Annotated in this window: 28 protein-coding genes; 12 read left to right on the plus strand and 16 right to left on the minus strand. The window is 72.4% G+C overall.

What is annotated here, in order from left to right:
- Positions 1-3 precede the first annotated feature (3 nt).
- The 7 genes from HNR73_RS12795 to HNR73_RS12825 all read right to left on the minus strand — a co-directional run bounded on the left by HNR73_RS12795 (position 4) and on the right by HNR73_RS12825 (position 7,389).
- A complete protein-coding gene (locus HNR73_RS12795) occupies positions 4-777 on the minus strand; it encodes an ABC transporter permease (protein WP_184787620.1) in 774 nt (257 codons plus the stop codon).
- Complete coding sequence (locus tag HNR73_RS12800; RefSeq protein WP_184787621.1) at positions 774-1,733, minus strand: ATP-binding cassette domain-containing protein; 960 nt, start codon at positions 1,731-1,733, stop codon at positions 774-776. Before HNR73_RS12800 ends, HNR73_RS12795 begins: the two co-directional genes overlap by 4 nt.
- A gap of 14 nt (positions 1,734-1,747) precedes the next feature.
- Complete coding sequence (locus HNR73_RS12805; protein WP_239122259.1) at positions 1,748-2,290, minus strand: EXLDI protein; 543 nt, start codon at positions 2,288-2,290, stop codon at positions 1,748-1,750.
- A 160-nt stretch (positions 2,291-2,450) separates the two neighbouring features.
- Positions 2,451-3,434: an aldo/keto reductase gene (locus tag HNR73_RS12810; RefSeq protein ID WP_184787622.1), complete on the minus strand. Its 984-nt coding sequence runs from the start codon at positions 3,432-3,434 to the stop codon at positions 2,451-2,453.
- A gap of 81 nt (positions 3,435-3,515) precedes the next feature.
- On the minus strand, positions 3,516-3,947 hold the full coding sequence (locus HNR73_RS12815) for a hypothetical protein (RefSeq protein WP_184787623.1): 432 nt from the start codon (positions 3,945-3,947) through the stop codon (positions 3,516-3,518).
- 14 nt (positions 3,948-3,961) lie between these two features.
- Positions 3,962-5,734: an ABC transporter ATP-binding protein gene (locus tag HNR73_RS12820; protein WP_184787624.1), complete on the minus strand. Its 1,773-nt coding sequence runs from the start codon at positions 5,732-5,734 to the stop codon at positions 3,962-3,964.
- A complete protein-coding gene (locus tag HNR73_RS12825) occupies positions 5,731-7,389 on the minus strand; it encodes an ABC transporter transmembrane domain-containing protein (RefSeq protein WP_184787625.1) in 1,659 nt (552 codons plus the stop codon). Before HNR73_RS12825 ends, HNR73_RS12820 begins: the two co-directional genes overlap by 4 nt.
- Positions 7,390-7,525: 136 nt before the next feature.
- On the opposite strand from HNR73_RS12825, the gene HNR73_RS12830 reads away from it, so the two are divergent.
- Complete coding sequence (locus tag HNR73_RS12830; protein WP_184787626.1) at positions 7,526-8,239, plus strand: flavodoxin family protein; 714 nt, start codon at positions 7,526-7,528, stop codon at positions 8,237-8,239.
- Between the two features lie 51 nt (positions 8,240-8,290).
- Here the strand turns inward: HNR73_RS12830 and HNR73_RS12835 are convergent, their stop codons facing one another.
- From HNR73_RS12835 to HNR73_RS40690, 3 genes are read right to left on the minus strand one after another with little or no spacing between them, the layout of a single operon-like run.
- Positions 8,291-8,587: a hypothetical protein gene (locus HNR73_RS12835; protein WP_184787627.1), complete on the minus strand. Its 297-nt coding sequence runs from the start codon at positions 8,585-8,587 to the stop codon at positions 8,291-8,293.
- A gap of 10 nt (positions 8,588-8,597) precedes the next feature.
- Positions 8,598-9,164 carry a TetR/AcrR family transcriptional regulator gene (locus HNR73_RS12840; RefSeq protein ID WP_184787628.1) on the minus strand — a complete coding sequence of 189 codons (567 nt, stop codon included), beginning with the start codon at positions 9,162-9,164 and terminating at the stop codon, positions 8,598-8,600.
- Between the two features lie 42 nt (positions 9,165-9,206).
- Positions 9,207-10,493: a DUF2786 domain-containing protein gene (locus tag HNR73_RS40690; protein ID WP_184787629.1), complete on the minus strand. Its 1,287-nt coding sequence runs from the start codon at positions 10,491-10,493 to the stop codon at positions 9,207-9,209.
- Between the two features lie 482 nt (positions 10,494-10,975).
- On the opposite strand from HNR73_RS40690, the gene HNR73_RS12850 reads away from it, so the two are divergent.
- Positions 10,976-11,860 carry a TIR domain-containing protein gene (locus HNR73_RS12850; RefSeq protein ID WP_184787630.1) on the plus strand — a complete coding sequence of 295 codons (885 nt, stop codon included), beginning with the start codon at positions 10,976-10,978 and terminating at the stop codon, positions 11,858-11,860.
- A 37-nt stretch (positions 11,861-11,897) separates the two neighbouring features.
- Here HNR73_RS12850 and HNR73_RS12855 read toward each other — a convergent pair whose 3' ends face one another.
- Positions 11,898-12,401 carry a hypothetical protein gene (locus HNR73_RS12855; RefSeq protein ID WP_184787631.1) on the minus strand — a complete coding sequence of 168 codons (504 nt, stop codon included), beginning with the start codon at positions 12,399-12,401 and terminating at the stop codon, positions 11,898-11,900.
- Between the two features lie 177 nt (positions 12,402-12,578).
- Here HNR73_RS12855 and HNR73_RS12860 point away from each other — a divergent pair, with 177 nt between their 5' ends.
- From HNR73_RS12860 to HNR73_RS12875, 4 genes are read left to right on the plus strand one after another with little or no spacing between them, the layout of a single operon-like run.
- On the plus strand, positions 12,579-12,992 hold the full coding sequence (locus HNR73_RS12860; protein WP_184787632.1) for a TOBE domain-containing protein: 414 nt from the start codon (positions 12,579-12,581) through the stop codon (positions 12,990-12,992).
- Positions 12,989-13,771 (plus strand): molybdate ABC transporter substrate-binding protein, encoded by a 783-nt coding sequence (modA, locus tag HNR73_RS12865; protein WP_184787633.1) that lies wholly within the window; start codon positions 12,989-12,991, stop codon positions 13,769-13,771. Before HNR73_RS12860 ends, modA begins: the two co-directional genes overlap by 4 nt.
- Before the next feature lie 3 nt (positions 13,772-13,774).
- On the plus strand, positions 13,775-14,617 hold the full coding sequence (locus tag HNR73_RS12870; RefSeq protein ID WP_184787634.1) for an ABC transporter permease: 843 nt from the start codon (positions 13,775-13,777) through the stop codon (positions 14,615-14,617).
- Entirely contained in the window at positions 14,614-15,669 is a 1,056-nt protein-coding gene (locus HNR73_RS12875) for an ABC transporter ATP-binding protein (RefSeq protein WP_184787635.1), read from the plus strand. Before HNR73_RS12870 ends, HNR73_RS12875 begins: the two co-directional genes overlap by 4 nt.
- An 85-nt stretch (positions 15,670-15,754) precedes the next feature.
- Here the strand turns inward: HNR73_RS12875 and HNR73_RS12880 are convergent, their stop codons facing one another.
- Positions 15,755-16,672 (minus strand): sporulation protein, encoded by a 918-nt coding sequence (locus HNR73_RS12880; protein WP_203686649.1) that lies wholly within the window; start codon positions 16,670-16,672, stop codon positions 15,755-15,757.
- A 244-nt stretch (positions 16,673-16,916) separates the two neighbouring features.
- Between HNR73_RS12880 and HNR73_RS12885 the strand changes: the two genes are divergently transcribed.
- The 3 genes from HNR73_RS12885 to HNR73_RS12895 all read left to right on the plus strand — a co-directional run bounded on the left by HNR73_RS12885 (position 16,917) and on the right by HNR73_RS12895 (position 19,052).
- The gene (locus tag HNR73_RS12885) at positions 16,917-17,318 is read left to right on the plus strand and encodes a helix-turn-helix domain-containing protein (protein WP_184787636.1); all 402 of its coding nucleotides are present in this window, start codon (positions 16,917-16,919) and stop codon (positions 17,316-17,318) included.
- Between the two features lie 68 nt (positions 17,319-17,386).
- Entirely contained in the window at positions 17,387-17,980 is a 594-nt protein-coding gene (locus HNR73_RS12890; protein ID WP_184787637.1) for a GNAT family N-acetyltransferase, read from the plus strand.
- A 142-nt stretch (positions 17,981-18,122) separates the two neighbouring features.
- On the plus strand, positions 18,123-19,052 hold the full coding sequence (locus HNR73_RS12895) for a 2-dehydropantoate 2-reductase (RefSeq protein ID WP_184787638.1): 930 nt from the start codon (positions 18,123-18,125) through the stop codon (positions 19,050-19,052).
- A 53-nt stretch (positions 19,053-19,105) separates the two neighbouring features.
- On the opposite strand, the gene HNR73_RS12900 is transcribed toward HNR73_RS12895, so the two are convergent.
- The 3 genes from HNR73_RS12900 to HNR73_RS12910 all read right to left on the minus strand — a co-directional run bounded on the left by HNR73_RS12900 (position 19,106) and on the right by HNR73_RS12910 (position 21,556).
- Positions 19,106-19,504 carry a helix-turn-helix domain-containing protein gene (locus HNR73_RS12900; protein WP_184787639.1) on the minus strand — a complete coding sequence of 133 codons (399 nt, stop codon included), beginning with the start codon at positions 19,502-19,504 and terminating at the stop codon, positions 19,106-19,108.
- A gap of 61 nt (positions 19,505-19,565) precedes the next feature.
- Positions 19,566-20,237 carry a response regulator gene (locus HNR73_RS12905; protein ID WP_184787640.1) on the minus strand — a complete coding sequence of 224 codons (672 nt, stop codon included), beginning with the start codon at positions 20,235-20,237 and terminating at the stop codon, positions 19,566-19,568.
- Entirely contained in the window at positions 20,234-21,556 is a 1,323-nt protein-coding gene (locus tag HNR73_RS12910) for a sensor histidine kinase (protein WP_184787641.1), read from the minus strand. The genes HNR73_RS12905 and HNR73_RS12910 overlap by 4 nt, the downstream gene beginning before the upstream one ends.
- Before the next feature lie 137 nt (positions 21,557-21,693).
- Here HNR73_RS12910 and HNR73_RS12915 point away from each other — a divergent pair, with 137 nt between their 5' ends.
- Positions 21,694-23,304, plus strand: coding sequence for an alpha/beta fold hydrolase (locus HNR73_RS12915; RefSeq protein WP_184787642.1), 1,611 nt, complete (start codon positions 21,694-21,696; stop codon positions 23,302-23,304).
- Between the two features lie 45 nt (positions 23,305-23,349).
- Here HNR73_RS12915 and HNR73_RS12920 read toward each other — a convergent pair whose 3' ends face one another.
- Positions 23,350-24,432 carry a WG repeat-containing protein gene (locus HNR73_RS12920; protein ID WP_184787643.1) on the minus strand — a complete coding sequence of 361 codons (1,083 nt, stop codon included), beginning with the start codon at positions 24,430-24,432 and terminating at the stop codon, positions 23,350-23,352.
- 257 nt (positions 24,433-24,689) lie between these two features.
- Here HNR73_RS12920 and HNR73_RS12925 point away from each other — a divergent pair, with 257 nt between their 5' ends.
- A complete protein-coding gene (locus HNR73_RS12925) occupies positions 24,690-25,481 on the plus strand; it encodes an ABC transporter permease (RefSeq protein ID WP_184787644.1) in 792 nt (263 codons plus the stop codon).
- Positions 25,474-26,280 (plus strand): ABC transporter permease, encoded by an 807-nt coding sequence (locus HNR73_RS12930; RefSeq protein WP_239122258.1) that lies wholly within the window; start codon positions 25,474-25,476, stop codon positions 26,278-26,280. Before HNR73_RS12925 ends, HNR73_RS12930 begins: the two co-directional genes overlap by 8 nt.
- Positions 26,281-26,314: the final 34 nt, after the last annotated feature.

Genomic DNA, 26,314 nt, shown 5'->3' on the forward strand with positions numbered 1-26,314 from the left:
GGTTCAGGCCTCCAGGGCGCGTTTCCGGAAGGTCGAGCGCGCCCACAGGTAGCCGCCGACGGTCATGGCCAGGCACCAGCCGACGGCCCAGTAGCCGCTCGTGCCGATGCCGGTGCCGAGGAGCAGCCCGCGCAGGGTCTCGATGATGGGCGTGAACGGCTGGTGTTCGGCGAACCAGCGCAGTCCTCCCGACATCGAGTCGGGCGGCACGAAGGCGCTGCCCAGGAACGGCAGGTAGGCCAGGGGCATGACGATGTTGCTGGCGCCTTCGGGGTTCTTCGACAGCAGGCCCATCGCGATCGCCAGCCACGTCACGCCGAAGGTCAGCAGGACGACCAGCCCGGTCGCCGCGAGCCATTCGGGGAAGGTCGCGGTCGGCCGAAAGCCCATCAGGGTCGCCGCGGCGATGACGAGGGCGACGCTGAGCAGGGTCTGGATCATGCTGTCGACGACGCGGCCGGTCAAGACGGCGTTGGGGGAGATGGGCATCGTCCGGAAGCGGGCGATGATCCCTTCGGTCAGGTCGGAGCAGACCCCGATGGCGGCCGTCATCGTCGAGGTCGTGATGGTCATCAGGGCGATGCCGGGGGTGAGGTAGTCGACGTAGCGGATGTCGCCGCCGATGCCCCCGCCGAGGGCGCCGCCCAGGACGTAGACGAACAGCAGCATCAGCAGGACCGGCATCGCGAGCATGCTCACGGTCAGGCCCGGGTAGCGCAGCGCGCGACGGAGGTTGCGGCGCAGCATGGTCGCCGAGTCGGTGATGGCGTGGCTCATCGCGCGGTCTCCTTTTCGGCGCCGGGGCGTCCGGTGATGGCGAGGAATACGTCGTCGAGGTCGGGGCGGTGGACGGTCAGGTCGCCGACGTCGAGTCCGGCGTCGTCGATGCGTTCCAGGAGCGCGCGCATCGAGCGGACGCGGCCGTCGTCCTCGACGCGCAGGGTCAGGTTCTCCTCGTCGGCGGCGGCTCCGGGGAGGAGCCGGGTCGCCGCGGCGAGGCTCGCCGGGGTGGTGAAGCGGAGCAGGACGTGACCGCCGGGGACGAGCCGTTTGAGCTCGCCGGGCGTGCCCTCGGCGACGAAGCGGCCGTGGTCGAGGACGGCGACGCGGTCGGCGAGCTGGTCGGCCTCGTCGAGGTACTGGGTGGTGAGGAAGACGGTGGTGCCGTCGGCGACCAGGCCGCGGACGATGTCCCACACGGCCCGGCGGCTGCGCGGGTCGAGGCCGGTGGTCGGTTCGTCGAGGAAGATGATGCGCGGGCGGCCGACCAGGGTCATGGCGAGGTCGAGGCGGCGTTTCATGCCGCCGGAGTAGGCCGCGGGGATCTTGCCGCCGGCGTCGGCGAGGTCGAAGAGGGCGAGCAGTTCGTCGGCGCGACGGCGGCCTTCGGCGCGGCCGAGGTGGTACAGGTCGGCCATCAGGATCAGGTTCTCCCGGCCGGTCAGCAGGTTGTCGACCGCGGAGAACTGGCCCGTCACGCCGATCACGGCCCGGACGGCGTCGCCTTCGGCGGCGACGTCGTGCCCGGCGACCGACGCGCGGCCGCCGTCGGCGGGGATCAGTGTCGACAGGATCCGCACCATCGTGGTCTTACCGGCGCCGTTGGGGCCGAGCAGCGCGAAGACCGATCCTTCGGGGATGCGCAGGTCGATGCCGTCGAGGACCGTGTGGTCCCCGAAGGATTTGCGCAGGCCGGCCGTCTCGATGGCCGGCCCGGCCAGGGCGGTGGTCATGGTTCCTCAATTCATCAGATGTCCAGGTCCTCCACCGCGGGCTCCTCGGCCAGGATGGCGACCATCTCGTACAACTTCGGCGGGATCTTGTCTTCGAGTTCGGCGAGGGTGTCGACGATCTCCATGCGTTTCTCGTCCTCGGCGGAGGCCCAGACCTGCTCGCCGATGCCGAGCAGGGTGCGCCAGTTGAGGTCCTTGACCCAGTTGCCGTCCTCGCTCTCGTTGGAGTCGAAGTACTGGCTGCGGGTGGTGTGCACGACGAACTTGCCGCGGCGGGTCCGGTAGACCTGGTAGGCCTCGACGTTGCTGCCCTTCGAGCGGCCCCATTCGCCGAGGAGGACGCCGGAGAAGCGTTTCTTGCGGCCCACGCCGACGCCGACGCGGACGGTGATCTCCTCGTAGCCCTCCTCGGCGCCTTCGTGGAGTTCGACGTAGCGCCGCAGCGCGGTGCCGATCGCGGCCGACAGACTGCCGCCGGCCAACTCCTGCGCGCGTTTGAACAGCGGCATGTCGTCGTCGGAGACATAGATCGTCTTGTTCGGCATGGGGACCTCCATGAATCGAGCATACGTATAGGTGTGCGTATATGGCAAGCCCGGTTCCGTCCGGGTTCCCCGACGACGATTCCCGATCGCCCCGGCCCGATGACGTCAGGGGTGGCCGGACACGCCGGAGGCCGACCGGGCGCACGCCCGATCGGCCTCCGGCCGGTGCCTCCTAGTGCGCGGCGTCGAGCTTCGCGCGCTGCTCGGCGGTCAGCTCCAGCTCCACCGAGCCGAGGATCTCGTCGAGCTGCGCCACCGAGGACGCGCCGGCGAGCGGGATGATCGGGATCTCGTGCCCCGTCTGCCAGGCGAGCACGACCTGGTTGAGCGTCGCGCCGGTCTCGGCGGCCACCTCCCGCAGCGCCGCCAGCCGCGCGGGCGTGCCCGGGTGGTCGTAGTCGTCGGAGAGCGGCTTGTCGGCTCGCGTGTACGCACCCTTGAGCAGCGGCGAGTAGGCGACCAGGCTCAGACCCGGCTCGGCCCGCAGGTAACTCAGCAGCTCGGTGCCCGGGTGGACGCCCCCGTCGGGGAACATCCCGCGCGGTATGTCGGTGCGCGGCCGCAGATAACTGTGGCTGTACTGGAGCACCTCGTAGCCCGCGACGCCCGTCGCCGCCGCGATCGCGCGGGCGCGCTCGATGCGCCAGGTCGTGTGGTTGCTGACCCCGAGCAGCCCGACGGTCCCCTCGGCGACGAGCTCGCCGAAGGCGCCGACGGTCTCCTCGGCGGGCGTCACGCGGTCCTCGATGTGGGCGTAGAGCAGGTCGAGCCGTTCGACGCCGAGCCGTTCGAGGCTGCCTTCGACGGCGGCGCGGATCGTCTTCGCGGACAGGCCTTCGGGGTTGTCGAGGAAGCTCGTGCCGGGCGTGCGCGGCCGGGCGCCGAGCTTGGTGGCGATGACGACCCGGTCGTAGGCGTCCCGGCTGCGCAGCCAGCGGCCGAGCAGTTCCTCGCTCTGGCCGCCGAGACCGTCGTCGTACCAGAAGGCGTAGTTGTTCGACGTGTCGATGAACGTGCCGCCCGCCTCGACGAAGCGGTCGAGGACGGCGAAGGACGTCTTCTCGTCGGTGTCGGTCCCGAACAGCATCGCGCCGAGGGACAGCGAGCTGACCTCGCGGCGGGTCGAAGGGTCGGTGCCGATGGTGCGGTACCTCATGTGTTTCCTCCCGTGCGGCCCTGATTCCAGGGCCTCACCGGGAGTGTGCGACCTGGAGCGCGCTCCAGGTCAAGTGTCCACTCAGGACGGTACGAGATGTCCGTACTCGTCGCCGAGATAGCCCGACTGGTCGGGGTCGGGCACGCCGTCCTCGCCGACGCCCGCGTCGATGTAGCCCGAGGCCCACGGGACCGGGCAGGGCGTGTCGTGCTCCGCGTCGGGGCAGAGCAGCCGGATCAGCTCCGCCCGCAGCGCGTCCATGTCCTCGCGCGAGGTGTAGACGCCCACCCGTATCTCGTGCAGTTCCCGGGTCCCCGGGTCGGCGCCGGGGTTCTCGGTCCGCCACTGCCCGGCCAGGTCGGCGTAGAAGTCGCCCTCGGATCGCGCCACCGACAGCTGGCTCGGCAGGTCGCGCTCCTCAAGGAGGAGGGAGAAGTCGGCGGCGAGCCGCACGAGGTTCTTGCCCGCCGCGTAGACGCCGATGTTGATCTCGAACAGTTCCGCCCCGGTCATCAGCTCTCCTCGGTTCAGCCGGTACCCGATCCGCCCGACGTTACCGCCGTGCCCCGCGCGTGCCGCGTCCACGCCTCCCACAGGCGCGCGTACGGCCCGCCCGCCCGCGTCAGCTCGTCGTGCGCGCCGGACTCCACGATCCGCCCGGCCTCCATCACGATCACCCGGTCGGCCGCGGCGGCCTGGGTGAGCCGGTGGGCGATGATCAGCGCACTGGCGCCCCCCACGGCCTCGGCGGTGGCCCGGTCGAGCCGTTTCGCCGCGCGCGCACCGGTCTCGGCGGTCGCCTCGTCGAGGATCGCCAGCCGGGGCCCGGCGAGCGCGACCCGCGCCAGCGCGAGCTGCTGCGCCTGCTCACCGGTGAGGGCGACGCCGTGCTCGCCGACGACGGTGGCGAGCCCTTCGGACAGCTCGCCGACCCAGTCGGCGCCGACGGCCCGCACGGCCGCGTCCAAAGCGGCGTCGTCGGCCTTGGGTGAGGCGAGCCGCAGGTTATCGGCGACGGTTCCGCTGAAGGTGCGGACCTCCTGCGTCACGAGCATGACGCCCGAGGCCGCCGCCCGCCCGGTCTCGACCGGTTCACCGTCGAGGAGCACGCGCCCCTCGCCGGGCGGGTGGATGCCGGCGATGAGCGCGGCCAGCGTCGACTTCCCCGAACCCGAGGCGCCCACGACCGCCACCCGCTCACCGGGCGCGACGGTCAGCGAGACGTCGTCGAGCACGAGACGCCCCGGCGTGTAGGAGAAGGAGACGTTGCGCACCTCCAGCCGCCCGGCCGAACCCGTCCATCCACCGTCGACCTCCGGGTCGCCCTTGTGCTGGAGCACGCCGAAGAGGCGGCTCAGCCCGGCGAAGGCCTTCTGCAGCTCGTCGAACTCGGCGAGGACCGTCCCGATCGGGTCGAACAGCCGGAAGAACAGCAGCGCCGCCGCCGTCGCCATCCCGATCCCGGCCAGCCCCGACGACGTCAGCCAGTACCCGACGGCCAGCACCGAGGCCAGACCCACGAACTCGGCGGTGTTGACCCGGTTCCAGAAGCGCGCCATGACCTTCGTGGCGCCCATCGACAGCTCCACGGCCTCCCGCGAGGCCGACGCGACCCGCGCGGAGTGCCGCTCGCCCCGGCCGAGCGAGGTGATCGTCCCCGCGCCCTCGAAGGCCTCGACCAGCTGTCCGGTGCGCTCGCCCTCGGCGATGCGCACCCGCCGGTACATCGGCCCGGACTTGCCGAGGAACCAGCGCAGCCCGAGGACCTGGATCGGCGCGGCGAGCGCGGCGGCGACGGCGAAGCGCCAGTCGATGACGCCGAGGCCGGTGACGGTCAGGATGATTGTGAACGCCGCCGAGGTGAAGGCCGGGAGGACACCGCTCACGGCCTCGCCGACGGCTTCGACGTCGCCGGAGACCCGGCTGAGGACGTCGCCGACGCCCGCGCGCTCGATCGAGGCCTGCGGGATGCGCAGGGTGGTGGCGAAGACGTCTTCGCGCAGGTCGGCGAGGGCGTTCTGCAGCAGCCGCGCCATGGCGGCCTGGGCGTAGGCGGTGAGGAAGGCCGCGAGCGCGCCCGCGCCGAGGATGCCGACGGCGGCGGCCACGATCGTGCCGGCCGGCCCGTCGGAGTCCACCGTGGACACGATGACGCCGAGCAGCGCCGGGGCGGCCAGGCCGCACGCGGCGGCGATGACGAACAGCGCGGCGACACCGGCCGGCGCCCAGGGACGGCGGGTCAGCAGACGCCAGGTGAGACGGCGCGTCGTCGCCGCGTCGGCGATGGGGAGGAGGTTCACGCGCCCACCAGTTCCCGATAGGAGGCCGAGGAGTCGAAGAGTTCGGCGTGCGTCGCGGCCGTCCACTCGCCGTCGAGGCGGGCGGTCACGGAGTCGCAGGACGACAGCAGCGCCGGGCTGGTCGTGACGAGCACGATCCCGCGCCCGTCGAGTCCCGCGATACCGGCGGCGACATGGGACTCGGTGACCGCGTCGAGCGCCGAGGTCGGGTCGTGCAGGACCAGCAGCGGCTGCGGTGTGTGCAGCGCGCGGGCCAGCAGCACCCGCTGACGCTGTCCGCCCGACAGTGTTCGCCCGGAGCCTTCGAGCCGCTCGTCGAGCCCGCCCGGCAGGGCCGCGAGGACGTCTTCGACGGCCGCGGCGTGCAGGGCCTTCTCGTCGAGTGGGCCGTCGAGGGTCAGGTTGTCGCGGACGGTGTCGGTCAGCACGCGCGCGTCACGTGGCTGGGCGTGCACGCCGGCGCGGGCCTCGTCCGGCGTCAGGGTGGCCAGATCCCTTCCACCGACGGTGATCCGGCCCCCTTCGAGGGCCTCGCGGCGGGTCAGCGCGGCCACGAAGGACACCGCGTCGGCCTGGTCGGCGAACACGACCCCGACGCGCTCGCCCTCGCCGACGCGCAGGTCCGGCCAGGTGCCGTGGTCGTCGCGGGTGACCGTGAGCAGGGAGGTCTTGTCGGCGGGTTCGGGCGCCTCGACGGGCGTGATCGCCGGAGGGGTGTTGACGTAGTCGTCGACGCGGCGGACCGACGCGCGCTTCTGCGCCAGTTCGACGCCGAAGGCGCCGAGGCGGGTCATCGGGCCCTGCACGAACTGGGCGAGGCCGACGACGGTGACGAGCTGGCCGATGGCGATGCGGTCGTCGAGGGCGAAGAGTCCCGCGACCAGCGCGACGCCCGCGGTCAGCGCGGCGGTCGCGGTCGTGGCGACGCCGTCGTAGGCGGCCTTCGCGCGCACCGCCCGCACGGCCGCGCGCAGTGAGTCGCGGCTGGTCAGCCGGTAGCGCCGGGCGGTCTCGGTCTCGGCGCCGATCCCCTTCACCACGCGGATTCCCGAGACGAACTCGGTGGCCAGCCCGCCGGCCGCGGCGGCGGCCTCCTGCTCGGCCTCGCTACGCCGTTCCAGCGGCCGGGAGAGCAGGTGCATGAACAGCAGCGTCAGCGGCGAGGCGATCAGCACGATCAGGCCGAGCACGACCGAGACGCGCATGAGCGCGATCGTGCAGGTCGCGACCGCGGCGAGCGCGGCGACCTGCACGCCGACCTGCCAGGCGAGCGAGCTGACGCGGGTGGCGTCGGAGGTCGCGATGACGGTCGACTCGCCGGCCGAGCGGTGTCCGGCGAGGCCGCCGGGGCGCAGGGCGCGGTCGGTGACGGTCTGGCGCAGGTCGTGGCCGATCTCCAGGCTGACGCGCATCAGGACGGTGAAGCCCGTGCGCCAGCTGAGGCTGAGGACGACGAACAGGCCCGCGAGGAGGGCGATGTGCGTGGCGAAACCGCCCGGGTCGCGCGGGACGATGCCGTTGTCGATGGTCAGACCGATCGCCACCGGGACCATCGCCTCGCAGATCTGGTGGGACGTCAGCGCGAAGGAGCCGAGCGCGATCTTGCCGAGGCGCGGTTTGAGGGGGCGGAGGGCCGACGGACGGGGGTGGGACACCACGGAATGGTAAGGCTTGCCTAAGTGGAAGGGAAGGGGAGGTGCCGGGAGGTGGGATCCGACACGGATCCAACGGTGTGTTGACGCGTCGGTCAACCTCCACCGGACGGCGTGGTTCCGGTGCCAGGATGACCCCATGCCGACCGAATACCGCTTCGACGACCTCCGCGCGATGTTCGTCAACTGCACCCTCAAGCCTTCGCCCGCCGTCAGCAACACCCAGGGCCTCGTCGACGTCAGCGCGGGCATCATGGCCAAGCACGGTGTGTCCGTCGAGGTGGTGCGCGCCGCCGACGAGGACATCGCCACCGGCGTCTACCCGGACATGACCGAGCACGGCGCCGCCTCCGACGCCTGGCCCGCGATCTACCGCCGGGTCCTCGACGCCGACATCCTCGTGCTCGCCGGGCCGATCTGGCTCGGCGACAACTCCTCGGTGATGAAGCGCGTCATCGAGCGGCTGTACTCCGGTTCGGGCGAGCTCAACGCGTCGGGCCAGTACGCCTACTACGGGCGGGTCGGCGGCTGCCTGATCACCGGGAACGAGGACGGCCTCAAGCACTGTGCGATGAACGTCCTCTACAGCCTCCAGCACATCGGCTACACCGTCCCGCCCCAGGCCGACGCGGGCTGGATCGGCGAGGTCGGGCCCGGACCGTCCTATCTGGACGAGGGCTCCGGCGGGCCGGAGAACGACTTCACCAACCGGAACACGACCTTCGCGACCTGGAACCTCATGCACCTGGCGGCGATGCTCAAGCGCGCGGGCGGGATCCCGGCGTACGGGAATCAGCGCTCCGGCTGGGACGCGGGGTGCCGGTACGACTTCGAGAATCCGGAGCACCGGTAGGGCCGGGCCGGATCAGGGCGGCGCACCGGATGAACCGGCCGGAGTCGAGTGTCACGACCGCACCGCCGTCCGCTTCCCGAAGGCACCGACCCACGCGTGGAACACGGCCATCACCAGGACTCCGAACGACACCGCCGCGAACGCCAGCCGCGGGTGCGTCCCGGCGCGGGACACGCTGAACAGCAGGCCCGCGATGACGTAGCCGGTCCAGCCGACGACGACGTTGACCAGCGGGCCCGAGCCGAAGACGGTCGGGAAGTGCTCCTTGGTGATGCCCTTGACGAAGTGCGGTGTCGCGTTGGCGGCGAAGACGCCGGCGAGGAAGGTCAGGGCGACCATCTGCCACATGTCGGTGCTCCTAGGTCGTGGGGCGCGCGAGGCCCCGGATGATGAGGTCGACGTGCTCCCGCAGGAGGGCGCGCAGCTCGCCGGGTTCCCCCGCCTCCTGGGCGATCCCGGTGAGGGCGCCCGACAGCAGGATCGCGACGTTCCGCGCGGGGAACGCCGCCAGGTCGAGGCCGGGTTCACCGTCGAGCACCTCGGCGAGGATCGCGGTGTGCCGCTCCTTGAAGGAGACGACGAGCGCGGGCGTGACCTCGACGGCCTCGCCGAGGATCTCGGCGCGCGCCTCGGGGCCGAAACCGCCGGTCACCGCGTCGAGTTTGGCGGTCAGGACCCCGTACAGGCGCTCGGCGAGGGACAGGTCCCGCGCGTCGCGCGCCCGTTCGGCGGCGGCGATGACCTCGCCGACGAGTCGTTCCCCGAGGGCGTGGAAGACGGCTTCCTTGCCTGCGAAGTACTGGTAGACGGCCGGCCTCGACATCCCGGCGGCCTTGGCGAGCAGATCCATGGTGCTGCGCCGGTAGCCGTACCGGCCGAACACCGCGGCGGCGGCGTCGAGGATGCGGGAGCGCGGATCTGACATGCTGACACTATACGTCGAAGTGTCAGCGGTTGGTGTGCGGGGTCAGCGGCCGACGGCCTCGGGCCGCCCGCGCAGCGAGGCCCGGTCGGCGGCCTCCCGCCCGGCGTACCAGCCGGCGTCGTCGGCGATCCGGACCCGCCGCGAGGTCAGCTTCCCGAACATCTCGTCGACCGCGTCGTCGACGGCGACCTCCCGCGCGGCCAGGACCGGCAGCAGCCGCTCGTCGGCCGCGGGCTCCCCGGCGGACCCGTCCGCACGCGGGCGCAGGCCCGCCGTCGCCTCGTCGACCACCTGCGCGGCGGCCGCGGCGAGCCGCTCGCCGATGCGGATGGCGTAGGCGACCAGGAACGACTGGCGGAAGGACTTGGTCCGCGCGGCACCGGCCTGGTGCCGCTTGTCGCCCGCGCGCTGCATCGCGGCCGTGGCCTGCACGAGCAGCGAGGTGTAGAGCAGGTCGACGGCATCGAGGTCGGCGTCGAAGCCGACGATCGTGCAGAAGCCGTACTCCTTCGACCAGACCGCGCGGCAGCGGTTGGCGTCGGCCACGGCGTCGAGGAGCATCGCCTTCGGGCTCTCGTAGGGGGCGTCGACACCGATGCGGAGCGCGCCGGGCGCGTCGCCGGGCCGGCCGGCCGACAGCAGCGCCTCGTCGATGCTGTGGCGGGCCATCAGCTCCTGCGCCTTGGCGGTCAGGGCCTCGGCCTCGTCGGGGAAATCGGTCGACTCGGCCTTGGCCAGCAGTGCCCGGATCCGCGACAACATCGGCGACTCGCCGGCCACCGGGCCGCGCGACATCTCCCGGGGCGCCTCACCGGGCGCGGGCGCGACCGGCGTGATCGCGGGCAGGCGCGCCCACAGGCGCAGCAGTTCCAGCGCCGCCGTCGCCGCGCTGAAGCGGTCGAGCCGGTGGCGTGCGGTGAAGCCCGGCAGGAACTCCTCGTCGCGGCTCCACCAGGTCTGATCGGCCGACAGTTCGCGCAACTGCTCGACCCACCGGCGGTCCAGCGTCGCGACGGCGTGGCGCCTGCCTTCGGCCGCGATCAGGTCGGCGGCGAGCGCGACCTGCTCGGGACCGAGCTCCCGGCGGGCGACGCGCGCCAGGTCGGCGGGCCGCCAGCCGCGCGTCCAGGCCCGCCCGACGGCGGCCTCGCCGTAGGCGAGGAGGGCGCTGCCGACCTCGGGCCACGTCGCGGCCGACGCGGCCAGCTTCGAGGCGCCCAGATCGAGCGCGAGGTCGAGCCCGGCGTCGGTTGCGGCGATCACCCCGGCGAAGGCCTGCTCGACGAGCTCGGTCGTCGCGGGGTCGACGGCGCTGGTGCGCTTGTTCACGGTGACTCGGCCTCACAGTCGGTGTCCTTTAACTCCGCAATGATGCCGGAGGCGGAGACGCCGACGGTGAGGGCGTGGCGGGGATCTCGGTGGGGGAGGGTTTCCGGCCCCGGCTGAGACGGTGACGACGAAGGGTCGAGTCGTGCACGTCATCGCCTGCGCCGTCCCACCCTTGTGCGGCCCCGGCGTCCTCGCCGCGCCTCGGCGCCGTCCCGCGCGCCCACCCCCGCGTGCGGGGCGAGCACCGCCGTGCTCGCCGCCGCCGGAGTCGCGTTCACGTTCGTCGGCGGAGACGGCGCCAAGAGCCTTCCCGGGGAGCCGGTCGCGGGCCGTCTCCCCGCGTGAGTCCCGTCGGGTGATTCCCCGTGTCCCCGTTGCCGATCCCCTTGCGCCCCTTACCGTGACCGGACTTTCTCCCTAGGCTTGTCCCACCGGCGTGGCACGGGTCTCCCGGCCGTCGATCGCGAGGAGGGCGCCCGTCCATGGCGAGGATCTTCATCAACTTCCGCAACAGGGACGGCCAGCACGCCGCCGACACCCTGCATCGTGAGCTCTCGGCGCGTCTCGGGCCGGACGCGGTGTTCCGGTCGAGCAACTCGATCCCCTTGGGCGCCGACTACGTCACCACGCTCCTCGAACAGGCGGCCGGTTGTGCGGCGATGCTCGCCGTCGTGGGCCCGTACTGGCTCGACGCGGCGGGTGCCGACGGGGGCCGCCGGCTGGAGAACCCCGAGGACTGGGTGCGCCGTGAGATCGCCACGGCGCTGGCGGCGGGCCGCACGGTCATCCCGGTCCTGCTCGACGGGCTGCCGCCGCTGTCGGGCGAAGGCCTCCCCGACGACCTCGCCGCGCTGGCGCGGTGCCAGTACGAGCGGCTCGACGCGCGCACCACGATCTCGGACATCGAGCGATTGGAGAAGAAGTTGCGTCGCATCCTCCCCGGGCTGTCCGCGCGCCGGGAACGGCCGCCGGCCGGTGTCCTGCCCGGGTTCCAGCAGACCAACACCGCCTACAACGGCGGTGTCATCAACAGCCCGGCGAACGGTGACGTGAACATCCACGGTGGCCAGAGCGGGATCCGCCACGAGTACCACGGGGGCTTCTCCGATGGCGCGACCCGGGCCGCGCTCGGCGAGGTCGTCCGCCTGGTCGAGGAGCACGAGCGGGAGCTGGCGCTCAACCGCCAGCAGTCGCGTCAGCTGTGGGAGGCCGTCTACGTCCTGCGACGCGCCTCGCAGGAGGGCGGCCTGCGCGAGCCCGAGGTGAGCCGGGCCGCGACCGTGGTGTGGACCATGCTCGGCTCGGTCCTGAGTTCGGTCGCGGCGGGCGGGATCGTCGAGGCCTTCAAGGTGCTCGTGGGGCGGTGACGGGCGCGGCGCGCGAGGACGCGCCGCGCCCGCCGCCTCACTTCTCCCGGCGGGAGACGGTGGACCAGTTGGCGCGCCAGGTGGCGCCCTCGTCGTAGGAGAACGACTGCTCCCAGTGCGTTTCGTCCTCGGAGACGACGGTCCACGCGAAGCGGACCTTCGTCATGCGCCCGGCGAGTTCCTCGTCGGCGAGGAAGATCCCCTTGCCGTCTGCGAAGCTCCCTTCGACGGGCGGGCCCATGACGCCGGGCTGACGGGTCGAGGCCCACCAGATCCGCCAGAGTCCCGCGGCGGGGTCGTAGAGCCGCAGGGTGTAGCCCTCGAAGGGCGTCTCGTAGTCGAAGGTGCTCGTCTCGGTGTTGCCGAGGCCGCCGAGGATCGTCGAGCAGGTGTTGACGCCCTCGAACTCCAGCCACTCGGTGCATTCCGGGTCGAGCACGTCGCGGAGTTTGCGGTGAGAGGTGTGCCAGCGGCCGTGGTAGAAGTCGAAGTCTCCGCGGCCGTCGGCGGTCGCCGTCTCGGTGGGCAGGGTGTCGGTCATCGTGGTGTCCCTCGGGTCGGTCGGATCGTGCGGGGAGACCGTAAACCGGGATACCTGACACCTTGTGTCACATACGTTGAGGGGAAATCCGGCGCGCCCGAGGTTCGTGTCATCAGCTCGCACTTGCGTGTTGAACCGCCTCTTTGCCTTCGCAACTGCGAGGGCTAGGCTGGCGGCGTGAGCGACTTCCGGATCAGCGAGGCCGCCGAGCTCCTCAGCGTCAGCGCCGACACCGTGCGCCGCTGGGTCGACGCCGGGCGGCTGGCCGCCGCGCGCGACGACCACGGCCACCGTGTCATCGCCGGCGCCGACCTCGCCGCCTTCGTCACCGCCCAGGCCGCGACACCCGGTTCCGAGTTGTCCTCGGCCCGCAACCGGATGCGCGGGATCGTCACCGCCGTCGTCAAGGACGCCGTCATGGCCCAGGTCGACATCCAGGCCGGTCCCTTCCGCGTCGTCTCGCTCATGAGCCGGGAGGCCGTCGACGAGCTCGACCTGCGGGTCGGGTCGGTCGCGGTCGCCGTCATCAAGTCGACGACGGTCGTGGTGGAGAGGCCCGCCCCGGCCGCCAGAGGGAGGACCGTCACGTGAAGGCACGCTGGATACGCGGACTGGCCGCCGGGCTGATCGCGCTGGCCGCGGTCGGGTTGACCGCCTGCGGCGACGACGACGCCGGTGGCGGCGGTTCGGAGGTCACCGGCGAGATCACGGTCTTCGCGGCCGCCTCGCTGACGGAGTCCTTCACGAGGATCGGCGCCGACTTCGAGGCCGCCAACCCCGGCACGAAGGTCACCTTCAACTTCGCCGGCAGTTCGGCGCTCGCGACCCAGATCGGGCAGGGCGCGCCCGCCGACGTCTTCGCCTCGGCCGCCCCGGCCAACATGGCGACCGTCGCCGACGCGGGCGACGTCGACGGCGAGGCCGTCACCTTCGTCAAGAACCAGCTCGTCATCGCCGTCCCCAAGGGCAACCCGAAGGGGATCACCGGCCTGTCCGACCTCGTCGGCCCCGACGTGAAGGTCGCCCTGTGCGCCGAGCAGGTCCCCTGTGGGGCGGCCGCGAAGAAGGCCCTCCAAGCGGCCTCGGTGGAGCTGACGCCGGTCACCTTCGAGCAGGACGTCAAGTCCGTGCTGTCGAAGGTCACCCTCGGCGAGGTCGACGCGGCCCTGGTCTACCGGACCGACGCGATCGCCGCGGCGTCCGATGTGGACGGTGTCGAGTTCGCCGAGTCGGCGGGCGCGATCAACGAGTACCCGATCGCCGTGCTGAGGAACGCCCCCAACAAGGCCACCGCCCGCGCCTTCGTCGACCACGTCCTGTCCGACCCGGCGAAGCTCGTGCTCACCACCGCCGGATTCCAGGCCGCCTGACCGATGTCCGCCGACCCGTCCGCCGCCGTCTCCGCCCCCGTCCGGGCGCCGAGACGGCGGCGGCGTGCCGGGCGGGTACCGGTCGCGCTGCTCGTCCCGGCCGTCCTCGGCCTGCTGCTTTTGGTCCTGCCCCTCGCCGGGCTGCTCGTCCGCGCGCCCTGGACCACCCTCCCGCGACGGCTCGCCGAGCCCGGCGTGCTCACCGCGCTGGGCCTGTCGGTGCAGACCGCCACCATGGCGACCGTCGTGTGCCTCGTCCTCGGCGTCCCGCTGGCCTGGCTGCTGGCCCGCGTCGACTTCCCCGGCAAGCGCGTGGTCCGCGCGCTGGTCACCGTCCCGCTCGTCCTCCCACCGGTCGTCGGCGGCGTTGCGCTCCTGCTCGTGTTCGGGCGCAAGGGAATCCTCGGCGCCTGGCTCGACTCCGCCTTCGGGATCACGCTCCCGTTCACCACGGCCGGCGTCGTCCTCGCCGAGGCCTTCGTCGCGATGCCCTTCCTCGTCATCGCCGTCGAAGGCGCCCTGCGCGCCGCCGACAGCCGCTACGAGGAGGCCGCGGCGACCCTGGGCGCCGGGCGCTGGACGACCTTCACACGCGTCACGCTCCCCCTGGTCGCGCCCGGCATCGCCGCCGGAGCCGTGCTCTGCTGGGCCCGCGCGCTCGGCGAGTTCGGCGCCACCATCACCTTCGCCGGCAACTTCCCCGGCCGTACCCAGACGATGCCCCTGGCGGTCTACCTCGCCCTGGAGACCGACCTGGAGGCCGCGATCGTGCTCAGCCTCGTCCTGCTGGTCGTCTCCGTGGTGATCCTGGCCGGCCTGCGCGACCGGTGGATCAGTTCGCCATGACGGTCCTGGACGCGCACCTGGTCGTCGAGCGGGAGACCTTCCGCCTCGACGTGCCCCTGCGCATCGCCGCCGGGGAGGTCGTGGCGCTCCTCGGCCCGAACGGCGCGGGGAAGACCACCGCCCTGCGCGCGCTGGCCGGGCTGCGGCCGCTGACGGCCGGGCACGTCACCCTCGACGGGCTCGACCTCGACCGGCCCGGCAGCCGACTGTGGACACCGGTGGAGCGGCGCCGGGTCGGCGTCGTGTTCCAGGACTACCTGCTGTTCCCGCACCTGAGCGCCCTCGACAACGTCGCCTTCGGTCCGCGGCGGCGAGGGCTGGCGAAACGCGACGCGCGCGCGAAGGCCGCCGACTGGCTCAAACGCATGGACCTCACCGACTACGCCGCCCGCAAGCCCCGGCACCTGTCCGGCGGCCAGGCGCAACGGGTCGCACTGGCCCGCGCGCTGGCGGTCGAGCCGACGCTGCTGCTCCTCGACGAGCCGCTCGCCGCCCTCGACGCACGCACGCGCCTCGACACCCGCACCGAACTGCACACCCACCTCGGCGAGCACGCCGGCGCGACCCTGCTGGTCACCCACGACCCGCTCGACGCGCTGATCCTCGCCGACCGGCTGGTCATCATCGAAGACGGCCGGGTGGTCCAGGAAGGCGACGCCGCCGCCGTCACCGCGCGGCCCCGGACCGACTACGTCGCCCGGCTCGTCGGCCTCAACCTCTTCCGAGGCCACGGCGACGGCCACGACGTGCGCGTCGGCGCGGACTTCCCCCTCGCCGTCGCCGACCGCGTGTCGGGCGAGGTCTTCGCGGCGTTCCCGCCCTCGGCGGTGGCGCTGCATCCCGAACGGCCCGAAGGCAGCGCCCGCAACACCTGGCCCGCGACGGTCGCCAGCGTCCAGCACAACGGCGACAACCTGCGCGTCCGCCTCGACGGGCCGATCCCGGTCGCCGCCGACGTCACCCCCGCCGCCGTCGCGCAACTGCGGCTCGTGCCCGGCCGCGAGGTCTGGGCCGCGGTCAAGGCGACCCAGGTCCGCGCCTACCCGGTGTAGACCGCGCGACGGACCCGCGGTGAAGGCCACCGGTCCGGGCCGCTGGGAGAGGCGGCCCGGACCGGCCGTTCATGGGACGCGCGGACTAGCCCTCGTCGCCGAAGTCGCCCATCTCGTCGAAGACCTCACCGAGCACCATGCCGCCGACGATCCCGGCCGCCGCGCCCGCCACGACACCGCCCGCCCCGACGCCACCGTGCCCGCGATGCCCGTGCCCGCCGGGCCGGCCGCCGCGCTGGGCGACCTCGTCGAGCCAGCGCCCGATCTCGCCCTCCCAGTCGGTGCGCAGCGCGACCTCGTGTGGGAAGGTCCAGCGCCCGAAGGCGTCGCCGCCACCACCGAACACGCCACCCCGGCGGTCGGCCTCAAGGACCACGGCCAGGTGATGAGCGTCGGCGACGAAGGTCAGCTCGACCTCACCGACCCGCCCGGCGAAACGGGACGGAGGATGGAACTCGATCTCCTGATAGAAGGGCAGCTCCTGGCGCAGGCCGTGAATCCGCCCGCGCTCCAGGTCGGCGCTCTTGAAACCGAACCCGAGCTCGCCGAAGGCCCCGAGGACCCGCTCCTGGGAGGCCAGGGGGTGGATCTCGACGGCGTCCAGGTCGCCCTTGTCGACGGCCTTGGCGACCGCCAGTTCGGTGCGCACGCCCAAGGTCATGCCCCGCAGGTTCCGGCCGTGCACGTGGGTCACCGGGGTCTCGAAAGGCACCGGGAAACCGAAGGGGATGTCGCGCGTCTCGCCCGCGGCCAGCCGGAACGGACCCGACACCGCCAGCCGCGCGAACTCCGTCGTCGCCCCGAACTCGCCGTCGCCGCTCTCCACCTCGACGCGCGTGACGAGCCCGAGGGCGACGCCCTCGATGGCGACGTCGTGGTCACCGCCCTTGATGTGGACCGTGCCGGTCAGCGTCTCGCCCGGACGGGCCCGCGGCGGGTCGAGCACGGTGTCCACCGTGGGACCGCCGACGCCGAACACGCGCAACATCTTCTTGAAGACCACGGAAGAACCGCTCCTTCGCTGGAATCCTTCGCAGGGGAAGCGTGGAGCGACGCCCCACACTCGACGGGTGGGGACACCCGCTGCCGACGATCGTCGGCAGCGCCATGAGACGACGCCGGGCCCGGCCCGGCCGAGGAACGGAGCCCTCTGTATCGTCGTCCGGCACGAGCGAAGAGTAGCACGTGCCACTGTATGGTTACCCACCGCGAACGGCCGTGTATTCGAGTGACGAGGGGGCGAGGTCATGACCGACGGACTGCTCAAGATCGGCGAGCTCGCCGCCAGAGCCGGCGTGTCACCGCGCACCATCGACCACTACACCCAGCTCGGCCTGCTCGCACCGGCGACGCGCTCGCCCGGCGGATACCGGCTCTACGCCGTCGAGGCCGTCGACCGCGTGCACCTGATCCAGCGCCTCGAAGGGCACGGCCTGAGCCTCACCGACGTCGGTGGCGCCCTCAGCAAGGCCCCGGCGGACCTGTCGGCGCTGCTCGCGCGGGTCGGCGAGGACCTGTCGACCCTGGAGGACGCCGCCCCGGGAGCCCTCGACCCGCAACTGCACGGTCTGATCGGGGCGATCGTCGAACGCGCCCACACGCTGCTGATCACCGCGATAGAGCTCGGCGGGGCCGTGCCCCCGCCCTGACAGTCGCGTTGGGCACACTTCGGCCGCGATCGTTGTCCGGGCCGCCGCCGGGCGGAAGGATCACCGGCATGACCGACTGGTTCGACCGGCCCGTTCTCGCGGGCGCGCACGTGCGGTTGGAGCCGCTCTCCCTCGACCACGCCGAAGGGCTGTTCGCGGCCTCGGCCGACCCCGGCATCTGGACCTGGCTGCGCCACCGGCAACCGTCCACAGTGGACGAGATGCGCGCGATCGTGGCCGGTTCCCTCGCCGCCCACGCCGCCGGGAAGACCGTGCCGTGGGTCCAGGTGGACGCCGGCAGCGGCGAGGTCGCCGGGACCACGTCGTATCACGACGTCGAGGCCACCGACCGCGGTCTGTGCATCGGCGGCACCTGGATCGGCGCGAAGTGGCGGCGCACGGGCGTCAACACCGAGGCGAAGCTGCTCCTGCTCGACCGCGCCTTCGGTGATCTGGGCGCCGAGCGCGTCGCCTGGCACACCGACCACCGCAACGAACGCTCCCAGCGGGCCATCGAACGCCTCGGCGCGGCCCGCGAGGGCGTGCTGCGGCGGCACCGGCTGCGCCCGGACGGGTCCTTCCGCGACACCGTCGTCTACTCGATCGTCGCCGAGGAGTGGCCGCCCGCCCGCGAGCGGCTGGTGTCGAAACTCGCGCGCTGACCTGCCCGCGGCACGTCCGCTCCCGCCACACGGCCTTCCACCGGCTCGGCGGGTGGGGAGCTCGCCCCACCACTCGGCCGGCGCCCGGATGGGCCGGTCCACCCGGCCGGCCGATCGACCGGCCACACGAAGGAGGACCCACATGAGGATCGCGGTCATCGGAGCAGGCGGCATCGGCGGCTACTTCGGCGGGCGGCTCGCCGTCGCCGGGCACGAGGTCGCGCTGGTCGCGCGCGGTGAGCACCTCGCGGCCCTGCGCCGCGACGGCCTGACCGTCGACAGCCCCAAGGGCGACTTCACCCTCGCCCCGGCGGGTTTCACCGCCACCGGCGACACGGGCGAGGTCGGCCCGGTCGACGTCGTGCTGCTCTGCGTCAAGACCTGGCAGCTCGACGAGGCCGTCAAGGCACTGCCGCCGCTGATGGGGCCCGGGACCGCCGTGATCACCCTCCAGAACGGTGTCGAGGCACCGGTCGAGGTCGCCGAGGCCGTCGGCCGTGACGCGGTGTGGCCGGGAACCGCCCGCATCATCGCGCTGCTGGCCGGGCTGGGACACGTCCGCCACGTCGGCGGCGCCGGGCTGCTGACCTTCGGCGAGTGGGACGGGCGCCGTTCCGCGCGCGTGGAGCGCTTCGCCGAGGCCCTGAACGGCGCGGGCGTCTCCGTCGAGCTGCCCGCCGACCCGTGGGTCGCGTTGTGGGCGAAGCTGCTCTTCGTGGCGACCGCCGGGGGCCTGTGCGCGACCGTGGAGGCACCGTTCGGCGTCATCCGCGAGCAGGCCGGTACCCGCGCCATGGTCGCCGCGGCGATGACGGAGGTGGCGGCGGTCGCCGCGGCCGAGGGCGTCGAGCTCCCGGCCGACATCGTCGACGAGAGCATGGCCTTCCTCGACCGGCAGCCCGCCGAGGGCACGCCCTCGTTGCACCGCGACATCCTTGAAGGCAAGCGCTCCGAACTGGAGGCCTGGACGGGCTCGGTCGTGCGCCTCGGGAAGCGCACGGGCACGCCGACGCCGGTCTGCGCCTTCGTCTACACGATCCTGTCGGCGCGGGAGGCCTCCCGGCGGGGGTAGGGCGGGAAACGGGCGGTTCGACGCCGGCACAGCGCCGGGCCGCCTTCACCGGCCTACCCGGGCCGCCGTACCGGCCGGGTGAACATCCGCGCGTAACAGGCGGGGATGTTGGCGCTCTCCTCGTGCGAGCGCGCCCGGTAGACGCTCGGGCTCTCGCCGACGATCTCGGTGAAGCGCGAGCTGAACGAGCCCAGGGACGTACAGCCGACCTCGAAGCAGACCTCGGTGACCGACAGATCGCCCCGGCGCAGCAGTGCCTTCGCGCGCTCGATCCGGCGCGTCATCAGGTAGCTGTAGGGCGTCTCACCGAAGGCCGCGCGGAAACTGCGGGAGAAGTGGCCCGGTGACATCAGGGCCTCGCGCGCGAGCACGGCGACGTCGATGGGCTCGCGGTAGGAGCGGTCCATGAGATCGCGGGCCCGCCGCAGGCGGACCAGGTCGTCGGTGCTCACCAGGTCAGCATGGCACGGGGGTGTGTCGGCCACGCCCGGACGCCGGTTCCGGCGGCGGGCCTCACACCGACCCGGCCCGCACGAGCCCGCTCTCGTAGGCGAGCACGACGGCCTGCACCCGGTCGCGCAGCCCGAACTTGCCGAGGATCCGGCTCACGTGCGTCTTCACCGTGCCCTCCGAGACGTAGATCCGCGCGGCGATCTCGGCGTTCGACAGTCCCCGCGCGACCAGCCCCAGCACCTCGCGTTCGCGGTCGGTGAGCACGTCCAGGTCGACCGGCGGGGGAGCGGGCTCGCCGGTGCCGACGTAGCGCTCCAGCAGGCGGCGGGTCACGGTCGGCGCGACGATCGCCTCGCCCGCGGCGACGACGCGGATCGCCGAGAGGAGGTCCGGGGCGAGGGTGTCCTTGAGCAGGAAGCCGCTCGCGCCGGCCCGCAGGGCGGCGTAGACGTACTCGTCGAGGTCGAAGGTGGTCAGGACCAGCACGCGAGGGCCGCCGGCCGCGCGGATCAGCCTGGTGGCGTCGACGCCGTCCGTCCCCGGCATGCGGATGTCCATCAGCACCACGTCGGCGTCGACCTCGGCGGCCAGCGCGACCGCCTCGGCGCCGTCCCCGGCCTCGCCTACGACGACGGCGTCGGGCGAGTTGTCGAGGATCATCCGGAAGCCGGTGCGGACCAGGGCCTGGTCGTCGGCCAGGAGGACGCGGATGCGTGCGGGCGGGGTCGTCATCGTGGACGCCTTTCGATGGGCAGCCTGGCCTCGACGGTGAATCCGCCACCGGGCGCCGGGCCCGCGGTGAGGGTCCCGCCGAGCAGTTCGGCGCGTTCGCGCATGCCGCGCAGTCCGTTGCCCGAACCGTCGGCGACGGGGGCGGCCGTTCCGTCATCGGTGACCGAGACGCGGATCTCGCCGTCGGCGTGGACGAGCGTGACGACCGCGCTCGCGCCCGGTCCGGCGTGCTTGACGGTGTTGGTCAGCGCCTCCTGGGCGATGCGGTACGCCGAGAGGTCCACAGTGGACGGGAGCGGGGCGGTGCGGCCCTCGATCCGCAGCTCGACCGGTGTGCCCGCCCCCCGCAGCCGTTCGGCCAGTCCCGCGAGGTCCGCCAGCCCCGGCGCGGGCTCCCGGGTGGCGTCGACGGATCCGACGGCGGCCAGCGCCCGGCGCATGTCGGCCAGCGCTCCCCGCCCGGTCTCGACGATCGCGGCCAGCGCGGCCCTGGTGTCGGCGGGACGGTTGTCCATGGCCGCCGCGCCGCCCTGCGCCTGCACGACCATGACCGACAGGCCGTGTGCGACGACGTCGTGCAACTCCCGGCTGATCCGGTCGCGCTCGGCGGCCACGGCCAGGGCCGCGCGCTGGTCGCGCTGGCGTTCCAGGTCGCGGGCGCGGGCGGTCAGTTCGTCGAGCCAGGCGCGGCGGGCCTTCGCGCGCGAACCGAAGGCCCAGGCGGCGATCAGCACCGAACCGAGTACCGGCAGGCCGCCCCAGGTCGCCGGGAGCAGCCCCTCCGGCTCGCTGTAGTGGAGCATCTTGATCTCGGCGGTGGGCGGCGCGGGCGGCCGTTTGCCCGAGACCGTGGTCTGCCCCTGGATCGCCTCCTCCAGCCCGTTCGGCGCCGCGCCCGTGTCGGTCAGCCCGATGCTCCACAGGGTCGCGCCGATCACGAACGCGACCAGCACGCCCACCGACAGCCGCCGCGAATGGCGGACCGCGACCGTGCCCAGCAGGATCGGCGTGGCCAGGTCGACCGGTGTGCCGAGCGCTCCGATCGACATGTGCGTCACCGCCGTCAGCGCGCACACCGCCAGTAGCGGCAACGGCCACCGGCGGCGCAGGGCCAGGGCGGGCACGGCGACCGCGGTCGCCAGCCACCACAGGCCGTAGTTCGGCATGGGCTCGGTCGACCACGGCGGTCCGGGCGGCATCATGCCCTCCGGGCCGGTGGTCATGACGGTGGCCGCGAGCAGCCCGAGGGCGAGCCCGGCGTCCTGGACCCAGAGACGTCGCGACCAGGCTCGAAATGCGCGGAAGACGTTGTGCGACATGGCAACCAGGAGCCTATGCGGCATCCGCGCCGGGCGAATCGGCCGCGAGGACGGCGGCCGCGTATGCCCTGAGGCATACCCGCCGGTCTCCCGCCCGGCAGACGCGTGCGCAGCACGGCCCGGGCGAACGTGGCGGCATGACCTTACCGAGGACCATCGCCGCGGCCGCCACGCTGCTCGCCGTCGGCGCACCCATGTTCACACCGGAACCCTCGGCCGCCGCGAACGCGGCCGACCGTCCGTCCACGGTGTCCTGGAACGCGTGTCCGGAGTACACCGACGAGATGCTCGCCTGGCTGGGCGTGCCCGCCGAGGCGGTCCCGAGCTTCCACGAACTCATGGCCCGCACCGAATGCGGGACGATCAGCGTCCCACTCGACTACGACGATCCCGGCGGGGAGCGGATCACCGTCGCCCTCACCCGCCTGAAGGCGACCGACCAGGCCAACCGTCTCGGCAGCCTCGCGGTCAACCCGGGCGGACCCGGCGGCAGCGGTTACCTCATGCCGCTGGACCTGTCGATGGCCCCGCCGGGGGTCACGCCGGTCGGTCTCGAACTCAACGAGCGTTACGACCTCATCGGCTTCGATCCGCGCGGTGTCGGCTACAGCACCTCCTACGACTGCGCCGACCTCGGCCCCGGCGGACGGCACCCGGCGGGAGTGGTCACCGAGGCCGACGCGCGGGAGATGTACGCGGCCGTCGTCGCCGCCAACCGCGAGTGCTCGCAGTCGAACGCCGACTTCCTCGCCCAGCTCACCACGGTCAACGTCGCCCACGACCTCGACCGGATCCGGGCGGCGCTCGGTGAGGACCGGATGAACTTCCTCGGCGTCTCCTGGGGCACCTGGCTCGGCGCGGTCTACCGCAGCGAGCACCCGAGGCACGCCGGGCGGGTCTGGATCGACAGCGTCGCGCCGCCGGAGTTCCGCTTCGACGAGTTCGCCACCGTCCGCAGCAACGCCGTGGGCCGCGACTTCACCCGCATGGCGGGCTGGCTCGCCGAACACGACGAGTACGGCTTCGGCACGACCACCCGCGCGGTCGAGAAGTCCCTGGCCCGGCTGGCCGCGGCGTTCGACGCCGAACCTCGCGTCTTCACCGATCTCGACTTCGTCTTCGACGGGGCGTTCGTCGCCATGGCCGGCGACCAGGACGCGCCGACCTGGGCACTGGCCGCCCGGCTCCTCGCCGACCTGCGCGACGCGACCGGTCCCGAGGCGCCGCAGTCGGTCAAGGATCTGTTCGACGAGCCCGATCGCGGCGACCCGCCGCCCGGGACGCCGCGCCTGTTCAACGAGACCATGAACCAGGCCGTGTTCTGCAACGAGGACCTCGGCGACCGCGACTTCGACTCGACCTGGGCCGACTACCGCAAGGCCCTCAAGAAGTACCCGGTCACCGGGCGCCTGCGCGGCTTCGTCCCGCCCTGCGCCGGCTGGACGATCCCGCCGGAGCCGGTGCGGCTGCGCGATTCCGGCACGCCGCTGGTCCTGTCGGGCCACCGTTACGAGACCCTGTCGCCCTATGAGTGGACCTGGGACATGCACGACGAGGTCGGCGGGAAGGTCATGACCGTCAACGACGACGTGCACGGCTCGGCGCTCATGTCGCCGGACTGCGCCGGCCGGATCGCGGAGTTCTTCGAGACCGGCAGGGTGGGTTCCCGGACCTGCGTCGGTGCGCCGAGCGAGCCGGAGGAGACGGGGACCTTCGCCTTCGCCGAGGGATCGGGGTTCCGCTTCTAGAGACCGCATGGGGGACCGGGCCGCCATGGCGGCCCGGTCTCGCGTCTACAGCGGCCCGTTGTCGACGACGATGAACGACTCCAGCCGCGACAGCACCTGCTCGCGCCGGTAGCGCTCGGGCAGGACCTCGACGCCGTCGCGGTCGATGGCGCCCCACTGGCCGAAGGACGTGCACACCGCGAAACCGCCCGGGTGCGCCAGCACCTGCCGGTACTTCGGGGGGACGACGAGCTTTCCGGTCCGGTCGACGGCGCCTTTCCCGCCCCTGCGGTCGACACCGACGACGCCGTCGACGAACCCGTCGACGACCCGGCCGTCGGGCATCTCGGTGCGCATCTCGTCGTAGAGGAAGGGCACGACCGTGCGGCCTTCGCGGCTGATCGCTCCCCACAGGCCGCGGCGGACCGTGGCGACGCCGCCGCGGAAGTCGCCGACCTGGTCGAAGGCGCTCATGATGACGGGGTTGCCGTCGGCGTCCTTGTAGCCGTAGCGGCCGGTCTCGCGGTCGCGGTAGGGCCGCGGTGCCGGGTTCTGGGCCCGTTCGGCCCACGAGCGCGGGCGGGGCCCGAAGCCGTAGGCCCCGGCGCGGCGGTGCGCGGCGTCGAGGGCGTAGGCGGCGATCGAGGTGAGCCACTCGTCGTTGTTGGAGTTGTCGAGGGCGCGTTCGAGATGGATCAGGGCCTCGATGAGGCGCCCCTGCGCGATGCACGACAGTCCCGCGTGCAGGCGCACCGACGCGACCAGCGCGCGCGGCAGGTCGCCGGCCTCGGCGAGCGCGAAGAGCCGGTCGGCCTCGTCGTGTTCGTTGCGCCAGGCGTGGACGCGGGCGAGTCGCGCGCGGGCGGGGGCGACGATGAGGTCCCGGCCGGTCGCCTCGGCGATCTCCAGGGCCTGCTTGCCGTCGGTCATGGCGGTCTCGAAGTCCCCGAGCAGGCGGGAGGCGACGACCTTGAGCCCGAGCAGCCGGGCGCGGTCGACGTCGAGATGGAGTGTCGGGAGACGGGTGGCCATCTCCTCGCGCACGGCCCACAATGACTCGGCGTCGTCGACGTACTCGCGCAAAGTATTGGGGTCGAAGCGCATGGTGGCGCGTTGCAGCGCCCTCGCCAAGCCTGCCGTTTCCGTCATCTGGGTCCCGATACCGCCCGGTGGCCGCCGTATGCCACCTGCACTAACCACACATCTCTGGCGCCTACTCTGCCATGCCGCCCAAGGGAGCGGAAGATCTGGCCCCCGTTGATATCGGGCGTGCGAGACCTGTGCGGTCGGAGTAAAGTACCTCCTTCGCGCCCTGGACTCGCGAGCCGTAGCCGCTCGCCTGGACTCGTGATCATTTCGTGCTCTTCTGCATCCAGGGAGTTTCATTGAATGTGCGGAGCGTCGCCATGGGCGCCGCCTTGGCACGTGCCGGTTTCCGGCGTTATTCCACCTACCGGCAGGCGACCCTCGCCGGCCTGTCCACCAACATCGTCTTCGGGATGCTGCGCATGTACGTCCTGGTGGCGGCGGGTGCGGCGGCCGGGGGAGTGATGGCCGGGTACACCGTGCCGCAGCTGGGCACCTACATCTGGGTCGGGCAGGGACTGCTGGCCACGATCCTGATGTGGGGCTGGACGGAGCTTTCCGACCGGGTCCGCTCCGGTGACGTGGTCGCCGACCTGCTCCGGCCGGTCAATCCGGTCTGGACCTATCTCGCCACCGACCTCGGCCGGGCCGGGCACGCCGCCCTGATCAGGCTGCTCGTCCCGGTGCTGTTCGGTGCCCTGTTCTTCCCCTTCTACTGGCCGCGCGAACCGCTCAGCTACCCGCTCTTCGGTGTCAGCCTGGTGCTGGCGGTGCTGCTCTGCTTCGCCTGCCGCTACCTGGTCAACCTCACGGCGTTCTGGCTGCTCGACATCCGCGGGGTCGTGTCGCTGTGGATGGCGGCCGCCGGCGTGCTGTCCGGCCTGTACTTCCCGCTCGCGTTCCTGCCGGGCTGGCTGGCCGCGATCCTCCAGTACGGGACGCCGTTCCCGTCGCTGATGCAGTTCCCGACCGACGTCGCCGTCGAGCGCGGCGGCCTGGCCGGGCAGTTGGAGCGGATCGGTGTCCAGGTGGCCTGGACGGCGGTCATGTACGCGGTGGTCTTCTATGTCCAGCGCCGTGCGATGCGCAAGCTGGTGATCCAGGGTGGCTGACGGCACCGTGACCGCCTATCGGCGGATGCTCACCGCGCAGGTGCGCAGCATGACCCAGTACCGCGCCTCCTTCGCCATCGACCTGACGACGCAGACCGTCTTCACGGTGCTCGACATCGTCGCGGTGCTGGTGATCTTCCGGGTGACGCCGAGCCTCGGCGGTTTCACCCTCAAGCAGGTGCTGCTGGTCAGTTCGCTGGCCGCGATCGGCTTCGCCCTCGCCGACCTGCTCGTCGGCAACGTCGAGCGGCTGCGCCACTACGTGCGCACCGGCCTGCTCGACGCCGTCCTGATCCGCCCGCTGTCGGCGCTCGGGCAGCTGCTCGTGCTCGATTTCGCGCCACGAAGGCTCGGGCGTGTGCTGTTCAGCGCCACGCTGCTGACCGTGGTCGTGTCCACCTCCGACATCGACTGGACGCCGTCGCGGGTGCTGCTGCTGGCGATCACGCCGTTGTCGGCGGCGCTGTTCTTCTCCGCGGTCTTCGTGCTGACGGCGTGCGTGGCCTTCTGGTGGATCGACTCCGGCGAGTTCGCCAACTCCCTCACCTACGGCGGGCGCGACTTCACCAGTTACCCCGTCACCGTCTTCGACGGGCTGTTCCGGCGGGTCTTCGGATTCCTGCTCGGTTTCGGCTTCGTCGGCTACTACCCGGCACTGGGGATCCTCGGCATCCCCGACCCGCTGGGCATGCCGTCCTTCTTCGTGTGGGGCGGACCGTTCGTCGCGGGTATCGCCGCGCTGCTGGCCACCGTGGCCTGGCGCACCGGACTTCGGCACTACAAGGGAGCGGGATCATGAGCGAGTCCAACACCGTCGTGGCCGTCTCCGGCCT

Origin of the sequence: Phytomonospora endophytica, from assembly GCF_014202425.1 — a bacterium.
Taxonomy (GTDB): domain Bacteria; phylum Actinomycetota; class Actinomycetes; order Mycobacteriales; family Micromonosporaceae; genus Phytomonospora; species Phytomonospora endophytica.